Origin of the sequence: Mycobacterium sp., assembly GCF_029961025.1 — a bacterium.
Lineage (GTDB): Bacteria > Actinomycetota > Actinomycetes > Mycobacteriales > Mycobacteriaceae > Mycobacterium.
Genome location: NZ_JASBVP010000007.1, coordinates 509,732 through 533,375 on the forward strand (window position 1 = coordinate 509,732; position 23,644 = coordinate 533,375).

At 66.3% G+C, this 23,644-nt stretch carries 20 protein-coding genes and 2 pseudogenes; 7 read left to right on the top strand and 15 right to left on the bottom strand.

The genetic code is table 11. The features are described from left to right. The first annotated feature begins 131 nt into the window (after positions 1-131). The 5 genes from QJR12_RS12070 (at position 132) to QJR12_RS12090 (ending at position 4,458) form a co-directional block, all read left to right on the top strand. Complete coding sequence (locus tag QJR12_RS12070; protein WP_300582356.1) at positions 132-863, top strand: lytic murein transglycosylase; 732 nt, start codon at positions 132-134, stop codon at positions 861-863. Positions 864-1,023: 160 nt separating this feature from the next. After that, positions 1,024-2,322, top strand: coding sequence for a phosphopyruvate hydratase (eno, locus tag QJR12_RS12075; protein ID WP_300582357.1), 1,299 nt, complete (start codon positions 1,024-1,026; stop codon positions 2,320-2,322). Positions 2,323-2,340: 18 nt separating this feature from the next. Further along, positions 2,341-2,994: a septum formation initiator family protein gene (locus QJR12_RS12080; protein ID WP_300582359.1), complete on the top strand. Its 654-nt coding sequence runs from the start codon at positions 2,341-2,343 to the stop codon at positions 2,992-2,994. Beyond that, positions 2,987-3,490 (top strand): DUF501 domain-containing protein, encoded by a 504-nt coding sequence (locus QJR12_RS12085; RefSeq protein ID WP_300582361.1) that lies wholly within the window; start codon positions 2,987-2,989, stop codon positions 3,488-3,490. Before QJR12_RS12080 ends, QJR12_RS12085 begins: the two co-directional genes overlap by 8 nt. A gap of 23 nt (positions 3,491-3,513) precedes the next feature. Further along, entirely contained in the window at positions 3,514-4,458 is a 945-nt protein-coding gene (locus QJR12_RS12090; protein ID WP_300582490.1) for a Ppx/GppA phosphatase family protein, read from the top strand. Positions 4,459-4,493: 35 nt separating this feature from the next. On the opposite strand, the gene QJR12_RS12095 is transcribed toward QJR12_RS12090, so the two are convergent. From QJR12_RS12095 to QJR12_RS12155, 13 genes and pseudogenes are all read right to left on the bottom strand, one after another. Beyond that, positions 4,494-5,909, bottom strand: coding sequence for a PPE domain-containing protein (locus QJR12_RS12095; protein WP_300582364.1), 1,416 nt, complete (start codon positions 5,907-5,909; stop codon positions 4,494-4,496). 63 nt (positions 5,910-5,972) lie between these two features. Continuing rightward, positions 5,973-7,388: a PPE domain-containing protein gene (locus tag QJR12_RS12100; protein ID WP_300582366.1), complete on the bottom strand. Its 1,416-nt coding sequence runs from the start codon at positions 7,386-7,388 to the stop codon at positions 5,973-5,975. A gap of 14 nt (positions 7,389-7,402) precedes the next feature. Continuing rightward, complete coding sequence (locus QJR12_RS12105; RefSeq protein ID WP_300582369.1) at positions 7,403-7,702, bottom strand: PE family protein; 300 nt, start codon at positions 7,700-7,702, stop codon at positions 7,403-7,405. Between the two features lie 261 nt (positions 7,703-7,963). Further along, positions 7,964-9,724: an NAD-binding protein gene (locus QJR12_RS12110; RefSeq protein WP_300582372.1), complete on the bottom strand. Its 1,761-nt coding sequence runs from the start codon at positions 9,722-9,724 to the stop codon at positions 7,964-7,966. A 479-nt stretch (positions 9,725-10,203) separates the two neighbouring features. After that, entirely contained in the window at positions 10,204-10,884 is a 681-nt protein-coding gene (locus QJR12_RS12115) for a response regulator (protein WP_300582374.1), read from the bottom strand. A 24-nt stretch (positions 10,885-10,908) separates the two neighbouring features. Then, positions 10,909-13,530, bottom strand: a complete 2,622-nt coding sequence (locus tag QJR12_RS12120) for a sensor histidine kinase KdpD (protein ID WP_300582493.1) — start codon at positions 13,528-13,530, stop codon at positions 10,909-10,911. A 65-nt stretch (positions 13,531-13,595) separates the two neighbouring features. Then, on the bottom strand, positions 13,596-14,543 hold the full coding sequence (locus tag QJR12_RS12125; RefSeq protein WP_300582377.1) for a potassium-transporting ATPase subunit C: 948 nt from the start codon (positions 14,541-14,543) through the stop codon (positions 13,596-13,598). Position 14,544: 1 nt separating this feature from the next. Beyond that, positions 14,545-16,716, bottom strand: a complete 2,172-nt coding sequence (gene kdpB, locus QJR12_RS12130; protein ID WP_300582380.1) for a potassium-transporting ATPase subunit KdpB — start codon at positions 16,714-16,716, stop codon at positions 14,545-14,547. A gap of 2 nt (positions 16,717-16,718) precedes the next feature. After that, a complete protein-coding gene (gene kdpA, locus QJR12_RS12135; protein WP_300582382.1) occupies positions 16,719-18,389 on the bottom strand; it encodes a potassium-transporting ATPase subunit KdpA in 1,671 nt (556 codons plus the stop codon). Beyond that, positions 18,390-18,479, bottom strand: coding sequence for a K(+)-transporting ATPase subunit F (kdpF, locus tag QJR12_RS12140; protein ID WP_300582385.1), 90 nt, complete (start codon positions 18,477-18,479; stop codon positions 18,390-18,392). After that, positions 18,476-18,583, bottom strand: a complete 108-nt coding sequence (locus tag QJR12_RS12145) for a potassium ABC transporter ATPase (RefSeq protein ID WP_300582387.1) — start codon at positions 18,581-18,583, stop codon at positions 18,476-18,478. Before QJR12_RS12145 ends, kdpF begins: the two co-directional genes overlap by 4 nt. 207 nt (positions 18,584-18,790) lie before the next feature. Then, positions 18,791-20,272 (bottom strand): annotated as a pseudogene (locus QJR12_RS12150) (HAMP domain-containing sensor histidine kinase); the annotation flags it as partial. Continuing rightward, complete coding sequence (locus QJR12_RS12155) at positions 20,269-21,036, bottom strand: response regulator transcription factor (RefSeq protein ID WP_300582495.1); 768 nt, start codon at positions 21,034-21,036, stop codon at positions 20,269-20,271. The gene QJR12_RS12155 and the pseudogene QJR12_RS12150, both read right to left, overlap by 4 nt. 361 nt (positions 21,037-21,397) lie before the next feature. Here QJR12_RS12155 and QJR12_RS12160 point away from each other — a divergent pair, with 361 nt between their 5' ends. Both QJR12_RS12160 and QJR12_RS12165 read left to right on the top strand, forming a co-directional pair. Further along, positions 21,398-21,709, top strand: a complete 312-nt coding sequence (locus QJR12_RS12160; protein WP_300582390.1) for a PE family protein — start codon at positions 21,398-21,400, stop codon at positions 21,707-21,709. 68 nt (positions 21,710-21,777) lie between these two features. Further along, complete coding sequence (locus QJR12_RS12165) at positions 21,778-23,139, top strand: PPE family protein (RefSeq protein WP_300582393.1); 1,362 nt, start codon at positions 21,778-21,780, stop codon at positions 23,137-23,139. A 30-nt stretch (positions 23,140-23,169) separates the two neighbouring features. Here QJR12_RS12165 and QJR12_RS12170 read toward each other — a convergent pair whose 3' ends face one another. Together QJR12_RS12170 and QJR12_RS12175 are read right to left on the bottom strand one after the other, a co-directional pair. Further along, on the bottom strand, positions 23,170-23,454 hold the full coding sequence (locus QJR12_RS12170) for a WXG100 family type VII secretion target (protein WP_300582395.1): 285 nt from the start codon (positions 23,452-23,454) through the stop codon (positions 23,170-23,172). Positions 23,455-23,504: 50 nt separating this feature from the next. Then, positions 23,505-23,644: pseudogene (locus tag QJR12_RS12175) on the bottom strand (WXG100 family type VII secretion target); the annotation flags it as partial.

The window sequence follows — 23,644 nt, forward strand, 5'->3', positions numbered from 1 at the left end:
CAAAACCACACCCGTTAGGCGGTATGGTCCTGACAATGGCCGATGGGCATGGTGCGGCGCAGAATCTATGGAGGTGGGTGCTCCCGAAGGCGTGCGACGATGGTGGTGACCAAGACGGCTTAGGAAGTGGTGTGTCGCCGGTGCGATGGTTGCGGGCGGTCGCTGTCCTGGGGGCAACGGCGGTGCTCTTGTCGTCGAGTTGCACGTGGCAGCTCGGCGCTGTCATCCCCGAGGGCGTGCCACCGCCGGCGGGGGACCCGGTGCCGCCGGTCGACACGCACCTCAAGGGCCGGCCCGCCGACCAACTGCACGAGTGGGCGGCGCGACGCGCCGCGGCGCTGAAGATCCCGGTGATCGCGCTGGAGGCCTACGGGTACGCGGCGCGGGTCGCCGAAGTGGAGAACCCGAAATGCCATCTCGCGTGGACCACGCTGGCCGGCATCGGGGAGGTGGAAAGTCACCACGGCACCTACCACCACGCAACGATTGCACCCAACGGCGATGTGCGTCCGCCCATTCGGGGAGTGCGCCTCGACGGCACCGGCGGCACCATGCGCATCGTCGACAGCGACGACGGCGGCATGGACGGTGACTCGGCCGCCGACCGGGCAATGGGGCCGATGCAGTTCATTCCGGAGACCTGGCGATTGTATGGGGTCGACGCGCACAACGACGGGGTCGCCAGCGTGGACAACATCGACGATGCCGCACTGTCCGCGGCAGGGTATTTGTGTTGGCGCGGAAAGGATCTTGCAACACCCCGGGGATGGATTACCGCGCTTCGGGCCTACAACAATTCCGGCCCGTACGCGCGGGCGGTGCGGGACTGGGCCACCGCCTACGCGGCTGGTCACCCCCTTTAGCCTCGTCGAACTTGGGTGCCGGCTCCTCGGACCGTCGGTGCGGCATTAGGCTATCGCCAGCTGCGGTGTTCCGCCGGACGGTCCGGGCCCGGGAATTCTCGCCCGTGATGTCCGTAGCCGCGGTGAACACGCAACTCGGTCACGATGCGAGGAGAAGGCAGTGCCCATTATCGAGCAGGTCGGTGCCCGCGAGATCCTTGATTCCCGCGGCAACCCGACGGTCGAGGTCGAGGTGGCCCTGACCGACGGGACGTTCGCGCGGGCAGCGGTGCCGTCGGGGGCGTCGACGGGGCAGCATGAGGCCGTCGAGTTGCGCGACGGCGGTGAGCGCTACGGCGGCAAGGGTGTGAAAAAGGCCGTGCAGGCCGTGCTTGACGAGATCGCACCGGCTGTCATCGGGCTCAATGCCGATGATCAGCGACTGGTCGACCAGGCGCTGGTGGACTTGGACGGCACTCCCGACAAGTCGCGGTTGGGCGCCAACGCGATCCTCGGTGTTTCACTGGCTGTGGCCAAGGCGGCCGCGGATTCCGCGGAGTTGCCGTTATTCCGCTACCTTGGCGGGCCGAACGCCCACATTCTGCCGGTGCCGATGATGAACATCCTCAACGGTGGCGTGCACGCCGACACCGCGGTGGACATCCAGGAGTTCATGGTGGCGCCGATCGGCGCGCCCAGCTTTTCCGAGGCACTGCGATGGGGCGCAGAAGTCTATCATGCGCTCAAGTCGGTGCTCAAAAAACAGGGACTAGGCACCGGTCTGGGCGACGAGGGTGGTTTCGCGCCGAACGTGGCGGGCACCACGGCGGCGCTGGACCTGATCTGCCTGTCGATCGAGCAGACGGGATTGCGCCCGGGCGCCGACGTGGCTTTGGCGCTGGACGCGGCGGCCAGCGAGTTCTATGCGGACGAAACCGGGTACAGCTTCGAAAACAAAACGCTCACCGCCGATCAGATGACGGACTTCTACGCCGGGCTGCTCGCCAGCTATCCGCTGGTGTCGCTGGAAGACCCGCTTGCAGAGGATGACTGGGATGGCTGGGTGTCGTTGACCACATCGCTCGGCGACCGGGTCCAGGTCGTCGGCGACGACATTTTCGTCACCAATCCCGAGCGGATCGAAGACGGCATCGAAAGGGGAGTGGCAAATGCCGTGCTGATCAAGGTCAACCAGATCGGGACGTTGACGGAAACCCTGGATGCGGTGGCACTGGCCCATCACAGCGGATACCGCACGGTGATGAGTCACCGTAGCGGGGAGACGGAAGATACCACCATCGCGGACCTAGCAGTGGCCGTGGGTGGTGGTCAGATCAAGACCGGGGCGCCGGCGCGCAGCGAGCGGGTGGCCAAATACAACCAGTTGCTGCGCATCGAGGAAGCGCTCGGCGATGCCGCCCGCTACGCCGGCGATCTGGCCTTTCCCCGATACACTCCAGAAATGAAGGAAACGAAATAGTCTGGCAGCCGAAACCAGATGCCGGAAGCGAAACGGACCCATCCGAAGCGGCGCTCACCTGCGTCGCGGCCGGGCGCAGCCGGTGATTCGCTCGAGGGACCTCCGCGGACGCCGCCGACAAAGAGCAATCGCGGCTCACCGCGAGCGCAGGCGGCAGCCGTCATCGAGCCCCTCAAGCGGTCGGTCACCGAATCGGCCGAGCAGCGGTCCGAGCAACGGCTGGGATTCACCGCTCGCCGGGCTGCGGTGCTGGCCGCGGTTGTCTGTGTCTTGACGCTGACCATCACGGGCCCGGTGCGCACATATTTCGCGCAGCGCACCGAAATGACCCAGTTGGCCGCGACCGAAGCCGCGCTGCGGCGGCAGATCGCCGATCTGGAGCAGCAGAAAGCCCGGCTGGCCGATCCCGCCTACATCGCGGCGCAGGCGCGTGAACGTCTTGGGTTCGTGAAGCCCGGGGACATCCCGTTTCAGGTGCAACTTCCCGCCACGGCAGCCGACCCCACGCAACCAGGACCCGGGGCAACGCCCGCGGCCAGCAACGATCCCTGGTATACGGCGTTGTGGCACACCATCGCCGACGCTCCACACGGACCACCGGTTGCCGGCTCGCAATCCCCGGTGGCCCCGCCCGCGACCGTCCCGCCGAGTCCCCCCTCGCCCGGTGGTTGATCCAACCGACTGGGAAGCGGTGGCGCGTCAGCTCGGACGGGAGCCTCGCGGGGTGCTCGAGATCGCCTATCGTTGCCCCAACGGTGAACCCGCCGTGGTGAAGACCGCCCCGAAATTGCCCGACGGCACCCCGTTTCCGACGCTGTATTACCTCACCCATGCGGTGTTGACGGCCGCCGCGAGCAGGCTGGAATGCTCGGGTGTGATGCGCGAGATGACCGAGCGGCTGCGGCGCGATCCGGTGCTGGCCGCCGCCTACCGGCGAGCCCACGAGTCCTACCTGGCCGAGCGTGATGCGATCCACCCGCTGGGGACGACAGTCTCCGCCGGTGGCATGCCCGAGCGGGTCAAATGCCTGCACGCGTTGATCGCGCACTCGTTGGCCAAGGGCCCCGGGGTGAATCCGCTCGGTGATGAGGCGTTGGCGCTGCTCGCCTCCGAACCGCGCCTCGAGTTGGAACAGACCGGGATCTTGGTGCCGGGGCGGTGGGCATGAGCCGCGCCGGAGACGCGGCGCCCATGAACCGCGTCGGCGCGATCGACTGCGGCACCAACTCGATCCGGCTGCTGATCGCCGAGGCGGTCGACCGGCACCTGCGCGACGTGCACCGCGAGATGCGCATCGTGCGGCTGGGACAGGGAACCGACGCGACCGGCCGGCTCGCGCCGGAGGCACTGGAGCGGACCCGCTCCGCGCTTGCTGATTACGCGGCATTGTGCGTGAGACACGCCGTGAAGCGGGTGCGGATGGTGGCCACCTCGGCCGTCCGCGACGCCGCCAATCGCGACGCTTTTTTGGCGATGACCGCCGAAGTGCTGGGAGTCGTGGTGCCCGGGGCGGTGGCGGAGGTGGTCAGCGGCGCTGCGGAAGCTGAGCTGTCCTTCCGCGGGGTGGTGGGCGAATTAGATTCCGCCGAAGCACCTTTCATTGTCGTCGACTTGGGTGGTGGCTCCACCGAGATCGTGCTGGGCGATCCCGGGGAGGTGTGGACCGGGGTTTCGGTCGACATCGGCTGTGTGCGGTTGACGGAACGTTGTCTGCACACCGACCCGCCGACGCCCGAGGAGGTGGGGAGCGCTCGCCGGCTGGTCCGCCGGCGGCTGGATGCGGCCCTGCACGCGGTGCCGGTCGAGACGGCCCGGACCTGGGTGGGGGTGGCCGGGACAATGACGACGCTATCGGCGCTGGCGCAACACCTGACGACGTATGACGCTGCGGCTATTCACCTTTCACGTGTCCGGCGTAACGAGCTGCTGGCGGTCTGTGGGCAGCTGATCGGCATGACCCGTAACCAGCGCGCCGCGCTGGGACCGATGCATGAGGGGCGTGCCGACGTGATCGGGGGCGGCGCGATCATTGTCGAAGAGCTGGCACGAATGCTGCACAATCGCGCCGGTGTCGATGAGTTGATCGTCAGTGAACACGACATCCTCGACGGCATCGCGGCCTCAATGGTCGGCTGATCGCCCGGGAGTCACCGCAACGTCGGGATTTAGTTTTAGTGGCCAAGCAGGCGATTTTTTTGTTCGACGAATTCCTCGTTGGTGAGGATTCCGCAGTCGCGGAGCTCGGCGAGCTCACGTATCCTCGCCGCGATTCCCGTTACCACAATGCGGGGCGTGTTTTGCGACCCCTTACCGCTGCCAGAAGGCGGCGCACTGTCACCGGTGGTCATCGCCCGCCGAGGGCGAGCCGCTGCAGGTTTGCCCGCGACGGCCTCGGTGTCCGCGGTGCCCAGTGCCCGGCCTGGAGGAGGACCCCCGGCAATACTGGCCAGTGCCATCTGGCTGAACGCGTTCTTGGAGTCGAGTTCCAGCGGTACCCCCCGGGTAATCCCGGGGCTGGCAGCCGTCAATGCGATGGAGCGGGGATCTGGTTCCGCGACAGTCCATGTCGGTGGCACGGACAGCGGCCCGACCATGTTCGCCTGGCCCAAACTCACTGATGCGGAGGTGGGCAGCACCGTCGCCACAGACGAACCCGAGTTCCCAACGGTCGCTGGCAGTTCTGTTGGGGACATCGGCCCCGTCCCCGGCCAGGGCTCTACCCCCGCCTTCGCGCTGACGACGTCATCGGTGTGAAATCCGGTCAGTGCACCAACTATGCCATAAGGAAGATCCACCGGCCCTGACAAGACCGCTGGCGGTGCGGTGCCGATGGCTGCCAGGTCGCCCGGTGCACCGAGGAAAATCGATTCAAGATTCGCCAGCGTGGTCAGCGATCCCGATGGGTCTGTGGCGGAAGTCGGTGCCACCGTAGCGAGGCTCTGCAGTGCGTTGGGCACCGCGGAAAACGCTTGCGGAACAGTCGAGACGGTGCTTTGCGCGTTGCCTGCAGGAGTGCCGACGGCTTGACCGACAGCGACGGCTTGGCCGGTCAGCCCTGCGGGGTTGGTGATGGGGCCAGGTGGGGTGAACGGCGTCAGCGTTGTCGCCGACGCCGAGGAGCTTGCGTATCCGTACATAGCTGCGGCGTCTTGGGCCCACATCTCCGCGTACTGGGCCTCGGTGATTGCGATCGCGGGCGTGTTCTGCCCGAAAAAGTTCGTCGCTACCAGGGCCATCAGCTGGCTGCGGTTGGTGGCGATCACCGGCGGCGGCACGGTCGATGCAAACGCCACCTCGTAGGCGGCGGCCGCTGCCCTCGCCTGGATCGCCGTCTCCTCCGCCTGCGCGGCGGTGGCGCTCATCCACGCCGCATAGGGGGCGGCTGCAGCCGCCATCGAGACCGCGGACGCCCCCCCCCAGGACCCAGTGGTCAGTCCTGCGATGACCTCCCGATACGAGTTGGCCGCCGCTTGCAGTTCGTAAGCCAGCCCGTCCCAGGCCGCCGCAGCGGCCAGCATCGGTCCTGATCCCGGGCCGGTGTACATTCGACCCGAGTTGACTTCCGGTGGGTACATCCCGAAATCCATTACTGCGTGTCCCTCGCTCCAGAAGACCGGCGTGCCTGGCAAAGGTGAAGGGCGGTGTGGGATTCAGCGTCCGAGCAGACGGTTCTTCTGTTCGGTGAACTCCTCGTCGGTCAGGATTCCCTCGTCACGCAGCTTGGCGAATTCGCGTAGCTCAGCCGCGACCCCCGTCACCACGGTTCTGGGCGTGCTCGGCGAGGCTTCACCCTCTTCGTGTGCTGCCGCACCGTCCAAAGTGGTCGCCGCACCGCTGGTGCGGGCCAGCATACGTTTGCTGGCCGTCTTATTGCCGTGCCGGCCACCGTCGGCATCCAGTGCGCCGGCCATGGCTCGTCCGGTCATAGCGGCCAGTGCCATTTCGCCGAACGTGCTCCCCGAGCCGAGTTCAAACGTCTCTGCGCCGGCGGCGGGGATGCTAGCGGCCGGCAGCATCGGCAGGGTCACCGCGACGGGGCGGACTGCCGGTGTTGCAATGGTCCACGTTGGTGGCACCGACAATGTTCCAACCGTGTGGGCTTGCCCTAGACCTGCGGACACCGGTGAGCCGAGGCCGGTAACCAGCGGAGACGGGGTTGGGGGTGTTGGTTCCGTGAACGCCGCCGGCCAGGGCGGTACTCCCGCTTCGGCGCTGACGATCTCATCCGTGTGCAAACCGGTCAGTGCACCGACAATGTCGTAGGGAAGGGAGACAACCCCTATGGGGGCCAGCGGCGCGTCGATAAAAATTCCGGCCAGCGCGGCCGGCGCGTCGAGGAAGATAGCGATCAGATTCGACAGCGTCGACAGCGTGGCCGGGGGGTCGGCCGCGACCGCCGGTGCCCCGGTGGCAAGCCTTTGCAGGGCGTTGGGTGCGGCCGAAAACGCCTGCGCCACCGATGAGATGGTGTGTTGCGCATTACCGGGCGAGGTACCGGTGACTTTTTCGACCGCGGCGGCCTGAGTGGCCGATGCGGCGGGATCGGTGTTGCGCCGGGGCGGGGTGAACGGTGTCAGCGTTGTCGCGGATGCCGAGGAACGGGCGTAGCCGTACATCGCCGCGGCGTCTTGGGCCCACATCTCGGCGTACTGGGCTTCGATGGCCGCGATCGCCGCGGTGTATTGCCCGAACAGATTCTTCGCCGTCAGCCTTGCCAAAAGGCCGCGGTTGGCGGCGACCACCTGGGGCGGGACGGTTGACGCCAACGCCTCCTGGTAGGCGGCCGCGGCCTCCCTGGCGTGGGCGGCTGTCTGCTCGGCCTGCGCGGCGGTGCTGTGCAGCCAGGCCACGTAGGGGGCGACCGCGGCGGCCATCGCCGCCGACGACGGGCCCAGCCAGGGTCCGGCGATCAGCTCCGCGATCACCGCTTGATACGAGCTGGCCGCCGAGTGTAACTCGGCGGCCAGCTCGTCCCAGGCCGCCGCGGCGGCCAGCATCGGCCCGGATCCTGGACCGGCATACATCCGCCCCGAGTTAATCTCCGGCGGTAACATCGCGAAATCCATTGCGCCACAGTATCCTAAGTGGCAGCTATGGCATTTGCCGCCTCAGTCACCGCATACGAACCGGCACTGGTCTGCAAGGTGCTCACGAACATCTCGTGAATGGCCGCGGCCTGAGCGCTGACCGCCTGATACATTTGTGCATGCGCCGCGAACTGCGCGGCGGTCAGCGCCGACACCTCGTCGGCGGCTGCCGGAATAACCCCGGTCGTGGGCACCGCCGCCGCCGCATTTGCGGCACTCATCGCGGCGCCGATTCCCTGCAAGTTGCCCGCCGCCGCGGTCAACATTTCCGGCTGAATAGTCACGTAAGACATATAAGCGTCCCTCCCGTCAATGACTTTTGGCGATCACCTGGGTCGTGAGGTTAGATCGCGATAACACTGGATACCAAACTGTTTTGCCCGCGGACGATAGCATGATGACTTGTTGACGCAATCCGCACGAATTCATATGGATTCCTAACGGCGGCGGTGTCATCGGTCCATATTTCCCGGGGTGGGCGGATTTCCGTCTATTATTCTCCATGGCCGCCGCCAGGTGATTCGGCAGGTCGGGCGGGTGTGTCCGGTGCGTGTTCACCCGGTCTTTGCTTGGCGGCTGACGCTGAGCTCGTGGTGCTGATCGCCGGCGGAGGGTTGTGCGGGCGGCTGGCCCTTGCGCAGCGTGTCCAGCAGCTCCCGATACGGGCCGACGAGGTAGACGGTGTCGCCGGCTCTAAGCACCGCCTCGCGGCCCGGGTGCAGCGTGACCGGCGCGTCCGCGCGGGTGATCGCGATGACCCGGGTTTGGGTGGACAATTCGAACATCCGCAGCCCATCGAGTTCACTGCCGGCGGCCACGTGCATCGCGCCGACCATAAACGAGCGCTGCCCGACCGAAAACGTCCCCAACACCTGCAAACCCATCGCCGCGCCGATGAACCACGGCGCGGCCAGCTCGACGGTCGACCGGACGTTCTCGAAGCCGAACCGTTGCGCTACGGCGAAGCCCAGTGCGCGATCGTAGACGCGCAGCACCAGCGGAACGTCCGTGCGCTCGATTTTGTGCATCGCCCCTGGCACCAGCATCTCGAGCAGCACGATCCCGGTCTCGATGTTGATCATGTCATCACGAGTCAGCACCGCTACCGCCCGGGCGCGGTCGACGCGGGCCGCTTCCAGCGTCGAGTCCAGCGTCGCGTCCCCGAAGATGACCGGCACGTCGAGCTCGGCCAACGACTCCAGGAATCGGTTGTTCTCGTCCCGTTCGATCACCGCCACGTCGTATCCGGCGGTGGTCAGATCGGTGACGACGCGCATGCCGAGCGCACTCAATCCCACCACGATGATGTGGTTACGCAGGTGGTGCACGCGGCGGCGTCCGGCCGACCGCAGGAAGCGGCGCGAGAGCAGCAGGTCGGCGATGAACGCCACCAGAAGAGCGGTGGTGGTCACCCCGGCGAACATCATCATCGCCGCGAATAGCCGCAGCCAGGTCGGCTGGTGCAGAAAGCTGTAGTCGCCGTAGCCCGTCGTGGTGATCGTCTCGGTGCTGAAGTACAACGCGTCGACCCACGTCATCCCCGGGGGGCGTTGGTAGGTGAAGCGCAACAAGATCGTTGAGCCGGCCAGTAGCGTGAGCACGGCGGCCATCGTCGGGTAGAACATCGGGTTGAGTTCGTCGCGCAGGATGCGTACCGCGTCGAGTATTCGCCGTGGCCGGGACCGGTGTGCGCGCGTTCCGGTCGGCTGCGGGATCTTGACACCGTGCGCCGTCAGCTCGTCGGCGGTGCCGACCATCACCGTCCAGTCACCGGCGTGCACCCGCAGATCCCGGCCCGGGCAGGCCACTATCTCCCCGGACGCTGGGGAGTTATCACCCCGGATGACCGCTACCGGGGCGAGGTTGCCAAAGATCTCCCGAAGCGTCGCATCCCGCGGTGCCGTCGAGCCCCAGACCACGAAATCGATGCCGGCCGCCTGGAATGGGTGGGTGGGGTACGCCAGGCACGCCTCGACGACCGCCGGCGCCGCGAGCTCGGCGACATCGAGGATCGCACCCGGTCCGTTGTCGGCCGCCACCGCTGCGCGCAACACGTCGTTGGCCAGCCGCGCCACCACCCGTACCTCCGGATTGGCTTTCCTCGCCAGCAGGGCGATTTCGAGATTTATCGCATCGTCATCCCCGGTACAGACGATGGCCGCCGCGCGCGTGATCCCGGCGCGGGCGAGATTGGTTTCGGTATCGGCTGTCTCGCTGTCGGCGAGCCTGACAATGCTGGCGCCGACGTTGTTCAACTCCTCGATGACCGTTTTCGCCAGCGCGTCGTCACCACTGACGATGATGTGATTCTGCATGGTCGCGTCCACTTACCCAGGCAAGCGGGGCCGCGGCCAAACAACCCGACATTTCGAGGGGGTGGTTTCGCGCTTTGCCGTTACCGTCATCGCTGTGCCGAGTCGATCTGCCCTCCGACGTTCCGCCGGCAAGCAATCGGCCGAAAATGCGCAACTTTGTGCACCAGGCCGAGGCTTTATCTTGTCCCGCATGAACACCCGCTTCTGCTGACATTGACGTTCACTCGTACTATAGGGCGATCGGCCCATACCGGCCCGCATCGCGCCACTGGAAAGCCGCGGACCTCAAAACGGCGCGAACGATGATGGTCTACCGTAACACCCGCAAGGGATGCTCCGCGGAATAAACCCGGTTTATTGCTGACGAGAACGCTGCCGATGCGGTTGGCAAGCGATCCATAACCATAGCGGCAAAGTTATTCTTCTACAGGAGTTTTTCCGGACACCACCCGGGCCGGGCCCGGTAATCGGGCTAGCGATCATGCTTGGAAGCGATAGCCCATGCCCGCCTCGGTCAGCAGATGGTTCGGATGCGACGGATCGTCCTCGAGTTTGCGCCGCAACTGCGCGAGGTAGACGCGCAAATAGTGGGTTTCCTTCGCATATTTGGGTCCCCACACTTCTTTGAGCAGCTCCTCGCGCCCGACCAGCTTGCCCCGGTTGCGCACCAGCATCTCCAGCATGCCCCACTCCGTGGGTGTCAGGTGAACCTCCTGACCGTTCTTGATGACCTTTTTCGCCGACAGGTCGACGGTGAACGACTTGGTTTCCACCACCGGTTCGTCGGCGTCGCTGGCGGTGGTCGCGCGTCGGACCGCGGCTCGCAGTCGTGCCAGCAGTTCGTCCATGCCGAACGGCTTGGTTATGTAGTCGTCGGCACCGGTGTCGAGGGCTTCCACCTTGTCCGCGGAATCGGTGCGTGCCGACAGCACGATCACTGGAGCCGTCATCCAACCGCGCAGCCCGGTGAGTACCGCGATGCCGGAGATGTCGGGCAACCCCAGATCCAGGATCACCGCATCGGGGTGTTGCTCGGCAGCGGCTCGAAGGCCACCCGATCCGGTTGCGGCGGTGACCACTTCGTAGCCACGCACCGAAAGGTTGATCCGCAGCGCCCGCAAAAGCTGGCGGTCGTCATCGATCACCAGCACGCGGGTCATCGCCGCTCCTTCCGCCGGCGGGGGTCATTTGGCGCCGCTCCTCCTCATCGCTGCGCCCGCATCGTCGCCGGCGGGGGGCGTTGTCGCCACCGGTTCCGGTGGCGGCGCCGCCAGGTCGACTTCGACGGTGAGCCCACCGCCGGGGGTGTCGGCCGCCCGGATGGTGCCGTCCATCGCCTCGACGAAGCCCTTGGCCACCGACAGCCCGAGGCCCAGTCCGGTGGTGTTGTCGCGGTCACCGAGGCGCTGGAACGGTTCGAACATCCGCTCGGCGGCACCTTTGGCGACGCCCGGTCCCTCGTCAACGACGTTGATCAGCACCCGCTTACCGGCCTGACCCGCCTTGACCCACACCAGGCTACCGGGGGCGTACCGCAGCGCGTTGTCGATGAGGTTTGCCAGCACCCGTTCCAGCAGGCCGGCGTCGGCCATCGCGACCGTGCCGCCGACCTCGACTTTGACCCGATCGAGGCTCTCCCGCCCGAACACCGCGCTACGCTTTCCGAGGCCGACCAGCGCCCGCTGGACGACCTCTTCGAGATACACCGGGGAGAGCTTGGGGCGGACCACGCCCGCAGCCAGCCGCGACGAGTCGAGCAGGTTGGCGACCAGGGCGGTCAGCTGGTCGATCGACTCTTCGATGGTGGCAAGCAGTTCGGCGGTGTCCTCGGGCGAGAAGCTGACGTCTTCGGCACGCAGGCTGGATACCGCCGCCTTGGCCGCCGCCAGCGGGGTCCGCAGATCGTGGCCGAGCGCCGAGAGCAACAGGCGGCGCAACTCGTCGGCCTGAGCGAGGGATTGGGCTTTGCTGACCTCTTCGGCGAGTTCACGCTGTTTGACCAGCCCGGCCGCCTGCGTTGCCACGGCCGACAGCACCCTGCGGTCGCGGCCGGTCAGGGTGCGCCCGGACAGCAGCATCCAGAACTCCTCGTCACCCACCTCCACGGCGGTATCGGCCGAATCGACCGTCACGCAGGGGTCCTTGCCCACGCAGGCGATGATCTGCGGTTGGCCGTCAACCTTCCGCACGAGGCTCACCGCGCGCTGGGAATAGGTCTCGCGAACTCGCTCCAGCAAGGTGTTGAGATCGGCACCGCGCAGCACCGATCCGGCGAAGAGGGCTAACAGCTCGGCCTCCTGAGCCGCGCGCCCGGCGTCCCGGGCGCGCCGGGCCGCGGAGTCCACCAGCGCGGCGATCGCTATCGCGACCCCCAGCAGAACCACTTCCATGACGAGGTGGCTCGGGCTGGCGATGGCGAAGCTGTACCGGGGCTCGGTCAGGAAGTAATCCAACAGCGCCCCGGACAACAGCCCCGCCAATATTGCCGGTGCCATGCCACCGAACAGCGCAACGGCGATCACCCCAAGGAAGAAGAGGGCGGTCTTCCCGCCGACGTCCAGCACCCGATCGAACCAGGCCATGGTGATCCCGAGGATGGCCGACGGCACCAGGATCGCGGCCAGCCACGACGCGATGTGGCGGGCACGCGGCGAGATCGGCGGCAGGGACAACCCGTGGCTGGCCTGCTCGTGGGTGACCAGGTGCACGTCGATCTTCCCCGAGCGCTCGATGGTCGCCTCGCCGATTCCCTCACTGAAGAGCCGCGCCCACCGTGACCGCCTGGAGGTGCCCAGCACCAGCTGGGTGGCGTTGGCCTCGCGGGCGAAGTCCAGCAGCGCTGTCGGCACGTCGTCGCCGACCACGGTGTGCACCGTCGCACCCAGGCTGGCGGCCAGTTCGCGCACCTTGCCCATCTGCGGCGCCGACACCCCCGACAGCCCGTCGCTGCGCACGACATGCACCACCATCAGTTGCGCGCTCGACTTCGAGGCGATGCGGGAGGCGCGGCGCACCAACGTTTCCGATTCCGGGCCGCCGGTCACCGCGACCACCACGCGTTCGCGGGCTTCCCAGGTGTCGGTGATCTTTTTCTCGGCGCGGTATTTCGCCAGCGCCGCGTCGACCTGATCCGCAAGCCAGAGCAGCGCGAGTTCCCGTAGCGCGGTCAGGTTGCCGGGGCGAAAGTAGTTGGACAGCGCCGCATCGATGCGCTCCGGGGGGTAGACGTTGCCGTGGGCGAGCCTGCGCCGCAACGCTTCCGGTGTGATGTCGACCAGCTCGATCTGGGATGCTTTTCGAACGACTTCGTCGGGCACGGTTTCCCGCTGCTCGATTCCGGTGATCTGGGCAACGACATCGTTGAGGCTCTCCAGGTGCTGGATATTGACGGTCGAGATCACGGTGATTCCGGCGTCGAGCAGTTCTTCGACGTCCTGCCACCGCTTGGCGTTTTTGCTGCCCGGAACATTGGTATGCGCGTATTCGTCGACCAGCACCACCTCCGGCCGGCGCCGCAGCACCGCCTCGACATCGAGTTCGGGAAACCGGGTTCCGCGATAGCAGATGTAGCGCGGCGGAATGATCTCGATGCCTTCGAGCAGTTCGGCGATCTTCTTGCGGCCATGCGTCTCTACCACGGCTGCGACGACGTCGGTGCCACGTTCCAGCCTGCGGTGCGCCTCACCGAGCATGGCGTAGGTCTTGCCGACACCCGGCGCCGCACCGAGATAGATGCGCAGCTCGCCGCGTTTGTGCGGTTGCGCCACATGCGTGACCGGCTCATCCCGCCCGGTCGGTCCCGGCACGGGCCGCTCGTCGGGGCTGGTTACTCTGGGCGCAACCGATTCGTTGATGCTCACACGGCTATCATCTATCGAACTTGCCCCGACTTCACCGGATATATACGGTCCAGCTCGATATTGAGCAGCAACACGTTGACCCGCGCTTGGCCGATAAAGCCGAGCAGTGGACCGTGCTGGTTCTTGCGCACCACGGAGCGCACCTGCTCGGGGCTGACTCCCCGCGCTTTAGCCACCCGGGCCACCTGGATATCGGCGTACGCCGGCGAGATGTCGGGGTCGAGGCCGCTGGCGCTGGCCGTGACGGCGTCCGCGGGTACCGCCGGGTGATCGGGCGCCGTACCCCGAATCGGCACGATCTGGCCGATCGAATAGTCCTGGCCGTACTCTGCGCATTCCACGGTCACGCCCCGGTATTGAGCCAGGAACACTCCGGGAGCTTCGCCCGGCTGCCTGCGGCAGGGCTCGTTAACGCTGATCACCCGCGTCGGATGAGCGACGTTGCCGCGCGAATCCCGGGGGCCGATCACCGACAACACCGCGCCGACCCCGCTTCCGGTGCAGAACGGGCGCGAACCGTCAACCCCCTCGAGCCGGGCGACCGCGACGCTGCGCGCGCACACCTGGGTGAGCAGACTGGGTTTAAAGCCCGCGGTGGCCGGGTCCGCGCCCGCGGCCAGCTTGGCCGGGTCGGCAGGCGTGTCGACGATGCTTTCCGGGCCCAGATTGCTGCCGCCGGAGGCGAGAGGATCATAGCCGGCTCCAGCCGCCGACGGTCTGCTTTGGAAGTACTGCGGCAGCGGGTTGCCGTCCTTATCGGTGAACAGCTGGCCGATCAGCTCGCTGCCGACGGGCTTTCCGGAGACCGTGACGATCGAGCCGTTCGCCTTGTGGCGCAGCCCGGGCAACTGGGCCACTCCCCAGACGACCAGGGGATAGGCGATTCCGGTGATCACGGTCAGCACCAGCAGGGCGCGCAGTGCCGCCCAATGCAGGCGAGCCAGGTTGGACAGTTTCATCTCAGGACATCCCGGGAAGGAGTTGCACCACCAGGTCGATCAGTTTGATCCCGATGAACGGGGCGATAATGCCGCCGAGGCCATAGATATAGAGATTGCGGCTCAACAGCTTTGACGCGCTGCTCGGGGTGTAGCGCACGCCGCGCAGCGCCAGCGGGATCAGCAGCACGATGATGATCGCGTTGAAGATCACCGCCGAAAGGATCGCCGACTGTGGGCTGTGCAACCGCATCACGTTGATCAGATCCAGTCCGGGGAACAGTGCCACGAACATCGCCGGGATGATGGCGAAGTATTTCGCGATGTCGTTGGCGATCGAAAACGTGGTCAACGCCCCGCGGGTGATCAGCAGCTGCTTGCCGATTTCGACGATCTCGATGAGCTTGGTGGGGTCGGAGTCCAAGTCGACCATGTTGCCGGCCTCTTTGGCCGCGCTGGTTCCGGTGTTCATCGCCACCCCGACGTCGGCCTGGGCCAGCGCCGGTGCGTCGTTGGTGCCGTCACCGGTCATCGCGACCAGCCGGCCGCCCTCCTGCTCCCGCTTGATCAGCGCCATCTTGTCTTCGGGGGTAGCCTCGGCGAGGAAGTCGTCGACCCCGGCCTCCTCGGCGATCGCCTTGGCGGTCAACGGATTGTCGCCGGTGATCATGACCGTGCGGATGCCCATTTTCCGCATCTCGTCGAAGCGCTGACGCATGCCGCGCTTGACCACATCCTTGAGGTGGATGACGCCGAGCACCTCGGCTTTCGTTGTCTCCTGACCGCCATCGGTATCCCGCCTGACCTCGCCCACCACCAGCGGGGTTCCGCCGGCAGCGGAGATGCCGTCGACGATCTCTCCAAGGATGGCGGGAACGGTGCCGCCCTGGCGGCGGATCCAGTCGGCCACCGAACTGGCCGCGCCCTTACGTAACTGTCGTCCGTCCAGGTCCACGCCCGACATCCGCGTCGCCGCGCTGAACTCCACCCAGTGGGCGCGGGCGAGTTCGCCGGGTGTCCGCTCGCGCAGCCCGTAGGCCTGTTTGGCGTACACGACGATCGAACGGCCCTCCGGGGTTTCGTCGGCGAGGCTGGACAGCTGCGCGACGTCGGCGAACTGCTCCGGTGTGATGCCGCTGAGCGGAATGAAGTCCGATGCCTCCCGGTTGCCGAGCGTGATGGTCCCGGTTTTGTCCAGCAGCAGGGTGTTGACGTCGCCGGCCGCCTCCACCGCGCGGCCCGACATGGCCAGCACGTTGCGTTGAACCAGCCGGTCCATGCCGGCGATACCGATCGCCGACAGCAACGCGCCGATGGTGGTGGGGATCAGGCACACCAGCAGCGCTACCAAGACAATCCCGGTGACGCCGTTGTTGTTGAGCGCCTGGGTGTTGGGAACCCCGGGGTTGTTCGTCTTGGAGTAGATCGCCAACGGCTGCAAGGTGGCGACCGCGAAGACGAAGATGATGGTCAGCGCCGCGAGCAGGATGTTCAGCGCGATTTCGTTGGGGGTCTTTTGCCGGTTGGCGCCCTCGACCAGTGCGATCATCCGGTCGATGAAGCTCTCGCCGGGCTTCTGGGTGATTTTGACCACAATGCGGTCCGAGAGCACGGTCGTGCCGCCGGTCACCGCCGAGCGGTCGCCGCCGGACTCCCGGATCACCGGAGCTGATTCGCCGGTGATTGCCGATTCATTCACCGACGCAATGCCTTCCACGACATCCCCATCGCCGGGGATGATTTCACCCGCCTCGACGACGACGATGTCGCCTTGCCGCAGTTCCGGCGCCCGGACGTCCTCTCGGGTGCCTTCGGCGCCGGGAACCCAATTGTGTAGGCGGTGGGCGATGGTGTCTGCCTTGGACTGGCGCAGGGTGGCGGCCTGCGCTTTTCCGCGCCCTTCGGCGACCGCTTCGGCGAGGTTGGCGAAAAGTACCGTCAGCCAAAGCCAGAACACGACCAGCCAGCCGAACCACGACGAGTTGCGGATCGCCAGCACGGTCGACCACACCGCGCTGATCTCGACGATGAACATCACCGGGTTGCGCCACAGGGTGCGCGGATCGAGCTTTCGCAGCGCGTCGGGCAGCGACTTGCCCAGCATCTTCGGATCCAGCAGCCCGCCCTGAACGCGTCCGGTCGGCGCGTGAGCGGACCGCAGTGACCCGGGTGAATCGGCTGTGGATAGCGGCATCTCTAGTGGATTCCTTCGGCGAGGGGCCCAAGCGCCAGGGCGGGCAGGAAGGTGAGGGCAACAAGAATCAGCGTCACCCCGGCGACCATTCCGACGAACTGCGGGCGGTGGGTGGGCAGGGTGCCGAGCGAAGCCGGGGTCATGCGCTGGCGGGCCAGTGAGCCGGCCAGGGCGAGCACCAGGATGATCGGCAAGAACCGGCCGAAGACCATCGCCAGCCCCAGTGCGGTGTTGTACCACACGGTGTTGGCGGAGAGACCCGCGAACGCGGAGCCATTGTTGTTGGCGGCGGAGGTGAACGCGTACAGCACCTCCGAGAGGCCGTGCGGCCCGGTGTTGAGCATGCTCGCGCGCTCGCCCGCCAGCGCCATCGCGATTGCGGTGCCGAGCAGCACGATGAGGGGGGTGACAAGGAAATAGCTTGCCGCGAGCTTGATTTCGCGCGCCGTGATCTTCTTGCTGAGGTATTCCGGGGTGCGGCCCACCATCAGACCGGCGACGAATACCGTGATCACCGCCAAAATGAGCATGCCGTAGAGGCCCGAGCCCACTCCGCCCGGCGCCACCTCGCCCAGCTGCATGTTGAACATCGTCATCATGCCTCCGAGGGCGGTGTAGGAGTCATGCTGGGAGTCGATCGCGCCGGTGGAGGTGAGGGTGGTGGCGTCGGCGAACACCGCGGAGTTGGCCACCCCGAAGCGCTGCTCGACCCCTTCCAGGGCCGCGCGGGCCGCCGTGGGCGCCGTGCCGTGGTGCTGCAGCTGAAACAGGCCGATGAGGGCGACACTGATGGTCGCGAGTGTTGCCATGACCGCGACGATCGCGTAGCCCTGCTTTGTGCTGCCCACCATGCGACCGAAGGTGCGCGGCAGCGAGAAACTGATCACCAGCAGCAGGAAGATCTCCACCCAGTTCGTCCAGGCGGTCGGGTTTTCGAACGGATGGGCGGAGTTGGCGTTATAAAAGCCGCCGCCGTTGGTGCCGAGTTCCTTGATGACCTCTTGGCTGGCGACCGGACCGCCGGTGATCGTCTGCTGCGCGCCGCCCAGCGTGGTCACCACCTGGTCGTTGAGGTGGAAATTCTGAACGGCGCCCCCGGTGAGCAACACCACCGCGCCCAGGGCAGCCATCGGCAGCAGGATGCGCAGCGTGCCGCGCACCAGATCCACCCAGAAGTTGCCCAGCTCAGTGGTTTTCGTCCGCGCAAAGCCGCGGACCAGGGCCATCGCCACCGCCATGCCGCTCGCGGCCGAGACGAAGTTTTGCACCGCCAAACCGGCCATCTGCACCAGATGGCCCTGTGTCGACTCTCCCGAATACGCCTGCCAGTTGGTGTTGGTCACGAAGCTGACGGCGGTGTTCCACGCCAGCGCCGGCGTCATCGGTGTCGCCGGCTCATGCAGATGCAGCGGCAACTTGCCCTGCACCAGTTCAAAGAAAAAGAGGAACAAGATGCTGACCGCCGAGAACGCCAGCACGCTACGGGCGTAACCGTCCCACGTCTGCTGGGCTTTGGGGTCGGCTCCAATGACGCGGTAGATGACCCGCTCGACCCGCCAGTCCCGCGTCGAGGTGTAGACGCGGTACATGTAATCACCCAGCGGTACATGCACCACCGCCAGCGCCACCACAAGCAGGGCGAGGAACGCCATCCCCGCCGATGGGGTACTCACCTAGAACCGTTCCGGAAAGAGCAGGGCCACCGCCAGGTAGACCGCCAGGAGCGTGGCCAGCGCCAGGCCCACGGCGTTGTCGTAGCTCACAGTCGTTCGACCAGCCTCTGCGCCCAGCCCAGCAGGGCGAAGACCACCACTGTCAGCAGGATGTAGGCCACCACGGCCATAGCGTCTCCGTTCGCGACAAGCAAATCAGGTCGATCATCAAACACTATGCGGGCAACACGCAACTTGCCCTCGGCGGGAGGACGTCAACGACGTTAAGCCCCACCGGCGCGCTGCCGCTTCTCCGTTGACGCTTTCTTTACGGGCTTTGCGGCCCGCCCGGAGCGGCGGGCCGCGACGGTGTCGTGCGGTGTTTGACGAGTGCGGCCTGACTGCCGCGGTTTCGCGGCTGGCCGTTCGATCAGCGGAAGACGCACCGAAAAGACGGTCCGGCCGTCTGCGGACTCGGCGCTGACCGATCCCCGGTGTGCCCGGGCGATCGACGCGACGATGGCCAGGCCCAATCCGCTGCCCGACCCGTTGGAGCCGGTGTGGTGTGTGCGCACGAACCGCTCAAAGAGATGCGGCAGGAGAGCGGGGTCGATATCGGGTCCGTCATCGGCGACCGTCAGCTCGGCGTAGGGCCCCTCGGCATCGCGGCGGGTGATGCCCGTCGTCACCGTCACTCCGGGGGGATTGTGCACCGCGGCATTGGACAGCAGGTTGCTGACGAGCTGATGCAGCCGTGCCCGATCGCCGCGGACCCACACCGGCCCGTCCGGCAAATTCTTGACCCAGCGATGCGCGGGCGCGGCCACGGCAGCGTCATTCACCGCGTCGATGACCAGGTCGTTTAAGTCGACGTCTTCGGTCTGCAGATCGTCGCCTTCGCCAAGACGGGAGAGCAACAACAGCTCGTCGACCAGCGACGCCATCCGGCGAGCTTCCGACTCGATACGGGCGAGGGCGTATTCGGTGGTCGGTGGCAGCGCCGAACTGTCCTGGCGGGTGAGTTCGGCGTAACCCTGAATCGCCGCCAGCGGAGTCCGCAGCTCATGGCTGACGTCGGTGATGAACTGCCGCATGCGCCGATCGGATTCGGCGCGCTGCGCCAGCGCGCTATCGACGTTGTCCAGCAACCGGTTCAATGTACGCCCGACGATTCCGACTTCGTTGTCGGGATCGGTGTCCTCCGGCTGCACCCGCACCGTGATCCGCTGATCGTCGTCGGTGAGCGGCATGGCGGCGACCTCCGCGGCCTTGGCGGCAACCCGACGCAGCGGGCGCAGGGCATAGCGCACGAGCGATATCGTGAGTCCCGCCGTGGCCAGCAATGCAGTCACGAAAAGCACTGCCGCGGTGATGGTTCTGCGCAACACCTCGCGATTGGCGAGGTTCAGCGACACCCCCACTACGAGACGGTCGCCACCGGCGGCGCGGCTGTTCACCCGGTAAGAGCCCAGGTTGCCCAACTGCTCGGTGCGCGGGGGTCCATCCTTCCAGGACTGTGCCTCGATGGCGCGCACCACATCTGCGGGCACGGACCGCGGCTCGTCTTCGGCGAAGACCACCGACCCGATCACCACGCCGTCATGCAGTACCGCGATGACATTTCCCTCATTTTGGCCGGTGAACCCCAGCATCGCCTGTTCCAGGCTCCCGGCGCCGGCACGTGGCGACGAGCCGTCGCGGTATCTGGTGTATGAGTGGCTCAGGGCGTCCAGCGACTCGGAGACTTCCGCGTCGTTCATCGCGGTGACGTACTGCTGCAGGCTTAATACCGATATCACGCCGAAGGCCGCCAATACCACACTGACGACGGACAACACGCCGAATAGCAACTGGCGGCGCAACGAGCGGGGACGCCACCACCGGGTGGTCGGTGCCCGGGTCATTCCGGCGGTCGCAGCATGTACCCGACCCCGCGCACCGTGTGGATCATCGGTTCTCGGCCGGCGTCGATCTTCTTGCGAAGATAGGAGATGTAGAGATCGACGATGCTGGTGCGCCCCGCGAAGTCGTAATTCCAAACCCGATCGAGGATCTCGGCGCGCGACAGTGCCCGGCGCGGATTGTGCATGAGGAATCTCAGCAACTCGAACTCGGTTACCGACAGCGGGATCGGCGTGCCGTCGCGGCGGACTTCATGGCTGGCGGTGTCCAGGGTGAGCTCGCCAACGCGGAGAGCCTCATCGGTCGGTGCGGCCAGATGGCTGGAGCGGCGCAGCAGTCCGCGCAGTCTGGCCACCAACTCCTCCAAGCTGAACGGCTTGGTGAGGTAGTCGTCTGCCCCGGCGGTCAGGCCGGTGACTCGGTCCTTCACCGAATCCCGGGCGGTGAGGAACAGGGTGGGCGTGTGAGCGTCCGACTCACGGACCTGCCGCAAAATCTGCAGCCCGTCGACGTCGGGAAGCATGATGTCGAGGACGAGCACATCGGGGCCGATCTCCTGGAATCTGGCGATCGCGTCTCGCCCGTTGTGGGCGACGTCGACCACCCAGCCCTCATAGTGCAGTGCCATCTTGACCAGGTTGGTCAGTGTTGGCTCGTCATCGACCAGTAACACCCGAATGGGTGATCCGTCGGCCCGCCGGATCCGGGGCAGCTGCCCGAGGATCGCCTGGCGCGGCCGCTGATCACTCGCATATCCCGACGTCATTTCCTTCCGCTTCCCGAGCCGTTCCCCCAGCGCACACCCGATTGTAACGAAGTTCATTGCATCCTCAAATGATTGCGCCGAATTCGGTGCCGTGCACACCGGCAGATATGGGTTTTCTATGTATCAAGCTCGTCGCTTGATAGGTTGTGTGGTCAAAATTATTGTGAGGCATAGTAGTTAGCCCAGAAAAGGTTGAACAGTTAGGTGAGCATTTCTCTAACATCGTGCTTACGAGTGGCTTTAGTGTTGTCGTCATGATCTAGATCAACCGAAGGTTGCCACCGGCTAATCCGGCTCGCCGTCTTGCGAGCGCACCAGGTAGTAATCGTAGTGCAGTCCTGTTGAAAGGTAATGCAAGACAATGTCTTTCGTGAAAGCGTATGTCATCGTTAATCCGGAGATGCTGTTGGCGGCTGCGGGTGGATTACGCGCGGTCGGATCGGCGATGGCCGCTGCCAATGCGGCCGCGGCCGCCCCTACGGGCGGGGTGGTTCCGGCGGCCGCCGACGAGGTGTCGGCGTTGACCGCAGCGCAGTTCGCCGCCCACGCCGGCAGGTATCACGTGGTCGCCGCCCAGGCCGCGGCGGTTCACGACCTGCTCGTCACCACCTTGGTCGCCAGTGCGGACCGGTATGCGGCCACCGAGGCCGCCAACGCCGTCGCCACCGGCTGACGCAACGGGCCAATAGCAGCCAATACCTCGATAGACCAATGTCGCTAAATCAATAGGGAAGGAGGGCAATGGATTTCGGAGCTTTGCCTCCGGAGATCAACTCTGCCAGGATGTATGCCGGTCCGGGGTCGGCCCCGATGCTGACCGCTGCGGCCGCCTGGGACGGTCTGGCGAGCGATCTGTACTGCCTGGCAGCCTCTTGCCGGTCGGTTATCTCGGGGCTGACCGGCAACGGCTGGCAGGGTCCGGCGTCGGCGTCGATGGCGTCCGCCGTGGCCCCGTATGTGGCCTGGATAGCCGCCACCGCGGCTCAGTGCGAACAGGTGGCCGGCCAGGCCAGGGCCGCGGCCGGCGCCTATCATGCGGCGTTTGCGATGACGGTGCCGCCGGCGGTGATCGGGGCCAACCGGGCCCACCTGGCCGCCCTGGTGGCCACCAACTTCTTCGGCCAGAACACCCCGGCGATCGCCGCCACCGAAGCCCACTACGGCGAGATGTGGGCCCAAGACGCGGCCGCCATGTACGGCTATGCCGCAGCCTCGGCGCAGGCGACCGCGCTGAGGCCGTTCACGCCACCGGCTCCCACCACCACGCCGGGGGGGCTGGTGAGCCAGCCCACCGCGGTGACCTCGGCGGCAGGGGCCCTGGCCGGCGTGCACACCCAGACGATGACGTCGTCGATCTCGGCGGTGCCCCAGGAGCTCCGGAGACTTGCGCAGCCCTTGCAGTCGACATCGGCCGCGCCGGGAGTCGCGGGAACCGCTGTTGGCAACGGAACCTCGGCTGCCTCGTCGGCGGCTTACCCTTCGGTGAGCGCGCTGATGGCGTTGGGTAATGCCTCGGGCAGGGACGCCGTCTCCGGCGCCGACGCGGGAACCACCGCTTCCTCCGGCCTGGCCGGGTTGTCGTCCTTGCTCAGTTCGCCGGCCGGCGTGGCAGCCGGTGTGGGATCGGGGATGGGCGCGGATGCCGGTGGTGTCGCTGCAGACATCGGCGGCCTCGGCATGGATTTCTTCGGCGCGGGCCTGGATTTAACGAGTACGCAGACGCTGTCGGGTGGGAATGGAAGCTCAGGGCTGTTGGGTGGCTTTGGGTTTGTAGAAAACCTCGGCGGTGGCGGTGAGGGTGGCCTCGTCGCCGTGAACGGCCTCGATGGTGGCCGGACGTCGGCGAGCCTAGGCCAGGCCCTATCCCTGGGCACGTTGTCCATACCGCAGAGCTGGACCGACGGGTTCCCCGCGGAAACGATGCCGCCCGGCGCCGAGCCGTTGCCAGGCACCGGATACGGCGCCACCCCATCGATACTGACCGGCGGGCCCGGCGTGCCCAGGATGCCATGGCTCGCCATGGCCGGGCGCGAGGCCGACGCCGCGAGATTTCCGATGGGAGTTCGGCCCACCGTGATTCCCCCGTCACCGCTGGCCGGGTAGGCGGGCCAGGGTTGTGTCGGGCGGTCGAAATCAGGCCCAGCTGGAGCCGACGGCGGAGTCGGTGTCGAACATGTTGGAGCCGGCGGTTTGCACCTTGGCGCCGTGGGCGTTGGCCTGCTCGTAGATCACCTGGAAGTTGCGGCCCAACTCGGTGATGAACTGCTGGCAGGCCGTCGAACCCGCCCCACCCCAAAAGTCCCCGGCGGCAAGCACATCGCGCACGATGGCCTGATGCTCGGCCTCCAGCGCCATCGCCTGGGCGCGAATCGTGGCCCCGTGGGCGTCCACATCGGCGAACTGGTAATTGATCGTCATCTTGAAGGTCTCCTAACGTGAGAAAGCCTACGCAGCCAGTGCTTTCGGCGCTAGCTGCTCAGCAGGTGCTGGGAGGCCTGCTCTTGGGCCTCGTAGTTGTTGGCGTCGCGGATCAGCCCGTCACGCACCCCGTGCAGCATGGTCACGATGTTGCGAAACGCCTGATGCATCTGGGCCATGGTGTCATAGG